This is a genomic window from uncultured Pseudacidovorax sp. (assembly GCF_913773995.1).
In the GTDB taxonomy this organism is placed as follows: Bacteria; Pseudomonadota; Gammaproteobacteria; order Burkholderiales; family Burkholderiaceae_C; genus Xenophilus.
The window spans coordinates 1-8,772 of sequence record NZ_CAJYES010000100.1 but is presented as its reverse complement, the minus strand read 5'-3'; the positions used below and the strand labels follow the sequence as shown (position 1 = coordinate 8,772).

Here is an 8,772-nt window from a genome sequence, read left to right as displayed (position 1 = left end):
CAGCAGCGCGGCGGCGATGACGTTGCGTGGATTGCTGGTGTTGGTGCAGCTGGTGATGGCGGCGATGACGACGGCGCCATCGGGCAGGCGGCCCGCGGCCTCGTCGGCGCGGCCGGCCGCCAGCTTGGTCGCATCGGCGATGCCGCGCTCTGTCAGGGCGCTCGCCGGCAGCCGGCGGTGCGGGTTCGACGGGCCGGCCAGGTTGCGCACCACGGTGCCGATGTCGAAGCGCAGCGTGCGTTCGTAGTCGACCTCGGCCAGCGTGTCGGCCCAGAGGCCGGCGGCTTTGGCATAGGTCTCGACGAGGCGCACCTGCGCCTCGTCGCGGCCCGTGAGGCGCAGGTAGTCCAGCGTCTGGCCGTCGATGGCGAAGAGTGCGGCGGTGGCGCCGTACTCGGGGCACATGTTGGAGATGGTGGCGCGGTCGCCGATGGACAGCCGCTTCGCTCCATCGCCGAAGAACTCGACATAGGCGCCCACCACCTTCTGCTGGCGCAGGAACTCGGTGAGCGCCAGCACGATGTCGGTGGCCGTGATGCCCGGTGCGCGCTCGCCGACCAGCGCCACACCCACGATGTCCGGCAGCCGCATCCACGACGCGCGGCCCAGCATCACGTTCTCGGCTTCCAGGCCGCCCACGCCCACGGCGATCACGCCCAGCGCGTCCACATGCGGCGTGTGGCTGTCGGTGCCCACGCAGGTGTCGGCATAGGCCACGCCGTCCTGCACGGCCACCACCGGCGACATCTTCTCCAGGTTGATCTGGTGCATGATCCCGTTGCCCGCCGGGATCACCTGCACGTTGTCGAATGCGTGTCTGGTCCACTCGATGAAGTGGAAGCGGTCCTCGTTGCGGCGGTCCTCGATGGCGCGGTTCCTGGCGAAGGCGTCGGGGTCGAAGCCCCCGCATTCGACGGCCAGCGAATGGTCCACGATCAGCTGCACCGGCACCACCGGGTTCACCGCGGCCGGATCGCCGCCTTCGGCCGCGATGGCATCGCGCAGGCCAGCGAGATCTACCAGCGCAGTCTGGCCCAGGATGTCGTGGCACACCACCCGTGCCGGGTACCAGGGAAAGTCCAGGTCGCGGCGACGCTCGATCAGCTGGCACAGATAGTCGTCAAGGCGGGCCGGGTCCGCCCGGCGCACCAGGTTCTCGGCATGCACCCGCGCGGTGTAGGGCAGCCGGGCCCAGGCGCCGGGCTGCAGCGCCTCGATGGCGGCACGCGCGTCGTAGAAATGCAGATCGGTACCGGCAAGCGGCTGGCGGTGAAGACGGTTCATGGGATCGTGGAGCGGGCGGCGCCTCAATGCGCCGCCGCGTTGCGAAAGGAAGGCCGGCGGCCGGCGCCGGCCGACCCGGTTTTTACTGGGCCTGGATGTTGTTGTCGCGCGCCACCTTGGCGTAGCGCGGGATCTCGGCCTTGATCAGCGCGCCGAACTGCTCCGGCGTGCCACCGGCGGGAGAGACGCCCGTGGGCTCCAGCTGCGCGACCAGCTCGGGCGCCTTCAGGCCGGTGTTGATGGCGCCGTTGATCTTGGCCAGCACCGCGGGCGGCAGGTTCTTGGGCGCGATCAGGCCGTGCCAGGCCACCACGTCGTAATCGGGCAGGCCGGCTTCGGCGATGGCGGGCAGGTCCGGGTAGGCCGCCAGACGCTGCGCCGTGGTCACGCCCAGGGCGCGCAGCTTGCCGGCCTTCACATGCGGCATCAGCGCCTCGGTGCCGGCCACCAGCAGGTCCACGTTGCCGGCCACCAGGTCGGTCACGGCCGGGCCGGTGCCCTTGTAGGGAATGTGCGTGCCCTTGACCTTGGCCATGCCGAACAGGTATTCGGTCGTGATGTGCAGGTGGCTGCCGTTGCCGGCCGAGGCGAAGCTCAGCTTGCCGGGGTTCTTGCGCATGTAGTCCAGCAGCTCCGCCATGTTCTTGGCCGGCACCTTGTTGGGGTTGATGCACAGCACGTAGGCGCCCTTGGACAGCTGGATCACGGGCGTGATGTCGGCCATCGGATCGAACTTGAGCTTGTACAGCGCCGGGTTGACGGTGTAGCTGCCCGCCACCAGCAGCAGCGTGTAGCCGTCCGCGGGCTGGTGCAGCGCGTAGTCCGTCCCCAGCGTGCCGCCGGCGCCCGGCCGGTTGTCCACGATCACCGACTGGCCCACGCCCTTGGCGAGCAGATTGGAGCCCACGCGGGCGATGAAGTCCGAGCCACCGCCGGGGGCGAAGGGGCACACGATGCGGATGGGCTTGCTGGGAAAGCCGTCCTGCGCGGCGGCGTCGAAGCCGAGCGGCAGGGCCAGGCTGGCGAGTCCGGTGTTGAAGAGGCGGCGATTGAGGGTCACGAAGATGTCTCCAGGTTGGCGGGCCGCACCATGCGGCCAGCCGGGCGCGGGATGGTCGGCGTCTCAACCTGACGGGAACCTGCGCGGATCGCGCGCATGAGGGCCATCGCTCAGCCTCGCTGATCCAGCGGCACGAAGGTCCGGTCCTCGGGGCCGGTGTAGACCGCGCTGGGCCGGATGATCTTGTTGTCCTGCCGCTGCTCGATCACATGGGCCGCCCAGCCGCTGGTGCGGGCGATGACGAACAGCGGCGTGAACATGGCCGTCGGTACGCCCATGCGGTGGTAACTCACGGCGCTGAACCAGTCGAGGTTGGGGAACATGCGCTTGGCCTGCCACATGACCGACTCCAGCCGTTCGGCGATGTCGAACAGCCGCAGATCGCCGGCCTGCTGCGACAGCCGCCGCGCCACGCCCTTGATGACGGCGTTGCGCGGATCGGCCACCGTGTAGACCGGGTGGCCGAAGCCGATCACCACCTCCTTCGCCTCGACCCGGCGCCGGATGTCGGCCTCCGCCTCGTCGGCCGTGGCGTAGCGCTGCTGCACCTCGAAGGCGACCTCGTTGGCGCCGCCGTGTTTGGGCCCGCGCAGCGCGCCGATGGCACCGGCAATGCAGGAATACATGTCGCTGCCCGTGCCTGCGATCACCCGCGCGGCGAAGGTGCTGGCATTGAACTCGTGCTCGGCATAGAGGTTGAGCGAGGTGTGCATGGCGCGCACCCAGTCGTCGCCGGGGCGGCTCCCGTGCAGCAGGTGCAGGAAGTGGCCGGCGATGGCGTCGTCGTCGGTCTCGACCTCGATGCGCCGGCCGTTGGTGCTCCAGTGATGCCAGTACAGCAGCATCGAACCGAGGCAGGCCAGCAGCCGGTCGGCGATGCCCCGGGCACCGGCGGCCCCATGCTCGTCCTTCTCGGGCAACACGCAGCCCAGGGCCGAGACGCCCGTGCGCATCACGTCCATGGGATGGGCGGCGGCAGGCAGGCGTTCCAGGGCGGCCTTCACGCTGGCAGGCAGGCCGCGCAAGGCCCGCAGCCGCGCCTTGTAGGCGGCGAGTTCGGCGCGATTGGGCAGCGTGCCGTGCACCAGCAGGTGCGCGATCTCCTCGAAGTCGCAGACCTCGGCGATGTCGAGGATGTCGTAGCCGCGGTAGTGCAGGTCGTTGCCGCTGCGGCCCACGGTGCACAGGGCCGTGGTGCCGGCGGCCACGCCGGACAGCGCGACGGACTTCTTGGGCTTGAAGGCGGGCGCGGCTTCCGGCGCCGGGGCGAGGACGGTTGCAAGGCTCATGGGGCAGGTCTCCTGACGGTGTGCAGCGGCGGAACAGCCGGCTTGCAAGGCTTCGCAATCTACGCAGAATGTCGCCCTCCCACCAGGACTGAAAAGGCGAATAGGTGCGAACGAAATCGGCGAATCTGCGAATCCTGCGAATCACTGGGCCACAGAGTTGCGCATGAAGAAGAGCTTCATGGGCGTGCGCCTGCGCAAGCTGCGGGCCGAGCGCGGCCTCTCGCAGATCGCCATGGCGCAGGCGCTGGGCCTGTCGCCCAGCTACCTCAACCAGCTGGAGCAGAACCAGCGCCCGCTCACGGTGGCGGTGCTGCTGCGGCTGAACCGCACGTTGGGCGTCGACATCCAGGCCTTCTCCGAGGACGATGAGGCGCGCCTTGTGGCCGGCCTGCGCGAGGCCCTGGCCGATGCGGCCGAGCCGGTCAGCCTGCCCGAGATGCAGGAGGTGGCCGCCCAGATGCCCGAACTCGGCCGCGCGCTGGTCGCGCTGCACCGCCGTCAACTCGACCTACAGGCCCAGCTGGAGACCATGGCCCTGCGCCTGGGCGACGACCGGTCGTCCGAGCTCGGGCTGCCGCGCGCCACGCCCTTCGAGGCGGTGCGCGACTTCTTCTTCTCCCACAAGAACCACTTCGATCCGCTGGACCGCGCGGCCGAGTCGCTGGCGGCGCAGACCCGCGCACGTGGCGGCGCCATGGCACCCTGGCTGGCGGAGCGCCTGCGCGAGCGGCACGACGTGCGGATCACGCAGGCCGATGCAACCGGCATCGGCGGCAAGCGGCAGTACGACGCGGCCAGCCGCACGCTGACCCTCTCGCCGCTGCTGGCACCGGCGCAGCAGGCCTTCCAGATGGCGACGCAGCTGGCCTTCCTGGAGATGGACGAGACGCTGTCGGCACTGACGGCCGACGCCCCCTTCGACGCCGACGCGCCGGCCCGCCGGCTGGCGCGCATCGGCCTGGCCAACTACTTCGCCGGCGCGCTGCTGCTGCCCTATGGCGAGTACCTGGAGGCGGCCGAGCGGCTGCGGCACGACATCGACCTGCTGGCGCTGCGCTTCGGCGTGGGCTTCGAGACGGCCTGCCACCGCCTGAGCACGCTGCAACGGCCGGGTGCGCCGGGCGTGCCCTTCTTCTTCGTGCGGGTGGACCGGGCGGGCAACATCTCCAAGCGGCAGTCGGCCACGCACTTCCACTTCAGCCGCACGGGCGGCACCTGCCCGCTGTGGGCGGTGTACGAAGCCTTCAGCCAGCCGGGGCGCATCCTGCCGCAGCTGGCCCGCATGCCCGACGGCCGCACCAGTCTGTGGGTGGCGCGCACGGTGGCTGGCGGCAGCCGCGGCTGGGGCGCCCCGCGCCAGACCTTCGCCATCGGCCTGGGCTGCGACATCCGGCATGCGCCTCGCCTGGTCTATGCCGATGGACTGGACCTGCAGGACCCGGCCCGCGCCACGCCCATCGGCATGGGCTGCAAGGTCTGCGAGCGGCGCGACTGCGCGCAGCGCGCCTTTCCCTTCGTCGGCCAGCCGCTCACAGTGGACGAGCAGCGCACCGAATTCATTCCCTATGGTTGCAGCTGATCGCATGCCGAGGGCCGGCCGATGTCGCCCGCGAGCGCCCGGGCAGATGCACCAAAGCCGTGCGCCACGTAGGATGCGGGCGGCGGCCACGACCGCCCCGTACCGGCCGTTACGAGTCGGCCAGCCTCTTCCCGCCGGCAGCCGCGCGCCGGCATTGCCTGCGTGACCATGCCATCTCTCTCCTGGGCCGATCTGGCGGCCCGCTTCCGTCCCGCCGCCGCCCGGGTGGACGCCCGCGAACGGCTGCGGGCCTTCGCCGGTGCCGGGCTGGGCATCCTGCTCACGGCCCTGATCGCCCGCTGGTGGGCCCTGCGCACCGGCATGAGCGCCCCCTGGCTGGTGGCCCCGCTGGGCGCCAGCGCGGTGCTGGTGTTCGCGGTGCCGGCCAGCCCGCTGGCCCAGCCCTGGGCCGTGGTGGGCGGCAACACCGTCTCGGCGCTGGTGGGCAGCGCCTGCGCCCTGCTGATTCCCGACCCGGCCTGGGCGGGCGCTGTGGCGGTGCTGGCGGCCATCGCGGTGATGTTCGCGCTGCGCTGCCTGCATCCGCCGGGCGGCGCCTCGGCCCTGCTGGCGGCGCTGGGCGGCGTGGGCTTCGGCTTCGCGCTCTTTCCGATGCTGGTCGATTCGCTGCTGCTGGTGCTGGCGGGCATGCTCTACAACGGCCTCACGGGGCGGCGCTATCCACATGCGCCGCAGGCCCCGGCCGCCGCGCCCCCAGGCAGCCGCTTTTCCGCCACCGACCTGGACGCGGCACTGGCCCACTACAACCAGGTGCTGGACGTGAGCCGCGACGACCTGCAGGACATCCTGCAGTACGCCGAATCGGCCGCCTACGAGCGCAACTTCGGCCACCTGCAATGCGCCGAGGTGATGTCGCCCGAGCCGGCGTCGGTGCAGTTCGGCACGCCGCTGGACGAAGCCTGGGCGCTGATGCGCACGCGGGGCGTGAAGGCCCTGCCGGTGGTGGACCGCTCGCAGCGCGTGGTGGGCATCCTGACGCGGGCCGACTTCCTGCGCCATGCCGGCTGGGAGCAGCGCGAAGGCGTGGGCGAGCGCCTGCGCACACTGCTGCGGCGCGACGGCCTCACCCATTCCGACAAGCCCGAGACGGTCGGCCAGATCATGACTCGCGAGGTGCGCGTGGTGAGCAGTCACCGCCGCATCGCCGAGCTGGTGCCCCTGTTCGCCGAGGCCGGCCACCACCACCTGCCGGTGATCGATGCCGACAAGCGGCTGGTGGGCATCATCACCCAGTCGGACGTGGTGCGGGCCCTGCACCGCGCCACCCGGCCGGCGGGTTGAGGGCGCGACGCAGCCACGGAGCCGACCATGAAGCCAACAACGATGACGAGACGACCCCACGGAGCGAAGGCGGCGCCCACGCCGCGGAGATCGGGCATGCGCCCACGCCTTGCGCGCCTGGCCGTGCTGGCCGTGGCCCTCCTGGCCGGCACAGTGACCAGCGCCCAGGCCGCCGACGAGATGCAGCGCCGCATGGCCGCCTGCACCACCTGCCATGGCCGCGAAGGCCTGGCGACCAATTCCGGCTACTTCCCGCGGCTGGCAGGCAAGCCGGCGGGCTACCTCTACGACCAACTGCGCAGCTTCCGCGACGGCCGGCGCCAGCAGGCCGACATGAACCACCTGCTGGCCCAACTCTCGGACGCCTACCTGCGCGAGATGGCCGACTACTTCGCCGGGCTGGATCTGCCCTATCCCGCACCGACGCCCTCCGACCTGCCGGCTGCCGAGCTGGCACGCGGCCGGGCGCTGGTGGTCGATGGCGATGCGGCCCGCGGCATTCCGGCCTGCGTGCGCTGCCATGGGCCGGCGCTCACCGGCGTGCAGCCGGGCATCCCGGGACTGCTGGGGCTGCCGCGGCTGTACATCGCCTCGCAGCTCGGCGCCTGGGTCACGGGCGACCCGCGTGCCCTGGCGCCCGACTGCATGGCCGAGGTGGGCCGGCGCCTCAAGAGCGAGGACATCCGCGCGGTCGCCGGTTGGCTGGCGGCGCAGCCGGTGCCGGTGAACTACAAGGCCGTACCCGCCTCCGCCCTGCCCGCGGGCCTGCCGGTGGCCTGCAGCGCCATGGAGGCGCACCGATGAGCGCGCCCCTTGCTGGCGGGACCGGAGCCCGCCCCTTCGGCTTTCGACGCCTTGCCGTGTGGACCGCACTGGCCCTGGTTGCCGTGCTCGCCGCGCTGGCGACCGCCGTGGTGCTGCTCAACCTGCGCGGCGAAGCCCCGATCCGCGAAGACTTGCCGCCGCCCGCGGCCTCGGCCGCACAGCTCGACCGCGGTCGCTACCTGGCCATCGTCGGGAACTGCGCCGGCTGCCACACCGCCCGCGGCGGCGCCGCCTATGCAGGGGGACGCGGCATCGAGACGCCCTTCGGCACGCTGTACGCCGGCAACCTCACGCCGGACCCGCTCACCGGCCTCGGCCAGTGGAACGCCGACCATTTCTGGCGCGCCCTGCACCATGGCCGCTCGCGCGACGGGCGGCTGCTGTATCCGGCCTTTCCGTACACCAGCTTCACGCAGGTCACGCGCGAGGATTCGGACGCGCTCTTCGCCTGGCTGCAGAGCCTGCCGCCGGTGACGCAGGCCAACCGGCCGCACACGCTGCGCTTTCCCTATGACACGCAGGCCGCACTCGCCGTGTGGCGGGCACTGTTCTTCCGGCCTGCCGAGTTCGTGCCCGAGCCCGCAGCCTCGGCCGAACACAACCGCGGCGCCTACCTGGTGCAGGGCCTGGGCCATTGCATCGCCTGCCACGGCGCCCGCAACACGCTGGGCGCGACCGATGTGAGCCGCGGCCTGGCCGGCGGCGTGCTGCCCGGCGAGAACTGGTATGCGCCCGCGCTCGACGCGCCGCACGAGGCGGGCGTGGCCGGCTGGCCGCTGCAGGACATCGTGGCGCTGCTCAAGACCGGCCGCACCGAACACGGCTCGGTACTCGGGCCCATGGCCGAGGTGGTGTACCGGAGCACGCAGCACATGAGCGACGCGGACCTGCAGGCGATGGCGCTGTACCTGAAGGAGCTGCCGCAGCAGCCCGCCCCGCCCGTCCCCGCCCAGCCGCCGCGCCGAAACGAATCGCTGCTGGCGCGCGGAGAGAAGACCTATGCCCAGCAATGCGCCTGGTGCCATGGTGAGCAGGGCCAGGGCGAGCCGGGCGCCTTTCCGCCCCTCGCGGGCAACCGGGCCGTCAACCTGGCCAACCCGGTGAACCTGGTGCAGGTGGTGCGGCGCGGCGGCTATCCGCCGGCCACCGAGGGCAATCCGCGCCCCTACGGCATGCCGCCCTTCGGCCATGTGCTGAGCGACGAGGAGATTGCCGCGGTGCTGAGTTATGTGCGCAGCAGCTGGGGCAACACGGGCGATGAGGTCACGCTGCGCCAGGTGATGCAGCGCTAGAGGCAGGTCGAGCCCCGGGCTCTGCCGCATGCGGCGCGATCCTCCCGGACCGCCATCGCACCGGCCGGTCCCTCAACTGCGGCGCCCGAGCGCCTGTGAAAGCCGCACCGACTGCGACTTGAGCAGTTCCACGAAGCGGCG

The 8,772-nt window shown here is 71.6% G+C and carries 7 protein-coding genes; 4 read left to right on the top strand and 3 right to left on the bottom strand.

The genetic code is table 11. The features are described 5' to 3' along the window. The 3 genes from QZ772_RS08780 to prpC all read right to left on the bottom strand — a co-directional run. Positions 1-1,284: aconitase family protein (locus QZ772_RS08780; RefSeq protein ID WP_295524816.1), on the bottom strand; the 1,284-nt coding region annotated here is incomplete at its 3' end. 82 nt (positions 1,285-1,366) lie between these two features. Next, positions 1,367-2,344, bottom strand: coding sequence for a tripartite tricarboxylate transporter substrate binding protein (locus tag QZ772_RS08775; RefSeq protein WP_295524814.1), 978 nt, complete (start codon positions 2,342-2,344; stop codon positions 1,367-1,369). Between the two features lie 110 nt (positions 2,345-2,454). Beyond that, positions 2,455-3,633, bottom strand: a complete 1,179-nt coding sequence (gene prpC / locus QZ772_RS08770) for a 2-methylcitrate synthase (protein WP_295524812.1) — start codon at positions 3,631-3,633, stop codon at positions 2,455-2,457. Positions 3,634-3,796: 163 nt separating this feature from the next. Between prpC and QZ772_RS08765 the strand changes: the two genes are divergently transcribed. The 4 genes from QZ772_RS08765 (at position 3,797) to QZ772_RS08750 (ending at position 8,631) form a co-directional block, all read left to right on the top strand. Continuing rightward, positions 3,797-5,212: a short-chain fatty acyl-CoA regulator family protein gene (locus tag QZ772_RS08765; RefSeq protein ID WP_295524810.1), complete on the top strand. Its 1,416-nt coding sequence runs from the start codon at positions 3,797-3,799 to the stop codon at positions 5,210-5,212. A 168-nt stretch (positions 5,213-5,380) separates the two neighbouring features. Next, complete coding sequence (locus QZ772_RS08760) at positions 5,381-6,514, top strand: HPP family protein (protein ID WP_295524808.1); 1,134 nt, start codon at positions 5,381-5,383, stop codon at positions 6,512-6,514. Between the two features lie 96 nt (positions 6,515-6,610). Further along, entirely contained in the window at positions 6,611-7,318 is a 708-nt protein-coding gene (locus QZ772_RS08755; protein ID WP_295524806.1) for a c-type cytochrome, read from the top strand. Then, complete coding sequence (locus tag QZ772_RS08750) at positions 7,315-8,631, top strand: cytochrome c (protein ID WP_295524804.1); 1,317 nt, start codon at positions 7,315-7,317, stop codon at positions 8,629-8,631. Before QZ772_RS08755 ends, QZ772_RS08750 begins: the two co-directional genes overlap by 4 nt. Positions 8,632-8,772 lie beyond the last annotated feature (141 nt).

Bases quoted from the DNA above. Each gene is read 5' to 3' on its own strand.
- prpC (WP_295524812.1), bottom strand. From the start codon at position 3,633: ATGAGCCTTGCAACCGTCCTCGCCCCGGCGCCGGAAGCCGCGCCCGCC.
- QZ772_RS08765 (WP_295524810.1), top strand. From the start codon at position 3,797: ATGAAGAAGAGCTTCATGGGCGTGCGCCTGCGCAAGCTGCGGGCCGAG.
- QZ772_RS08760 (WP_295524808.1), top strand. From the start codon at position 5,381: ATGCCATCTCTCTCCTGGGCCGATCTGGCGGCCCGCTTCCGTCCCGCC.
- QZ772_RS08755 (WP_295524806.1), top strand. From the start codon at position 6,611: ATGCGCCCACGCCTTGCGCGCCTGGCCGTGCTGGCCGTGGCCCTCCTG.
- QZ772_RS08750 (WP_295524804.1), top strand. From the start codon at position 7,315: ATGAGCGCGCCCCTTGCTGGCGGGACCGGAGCCCGCCCCTTCGGCTTT.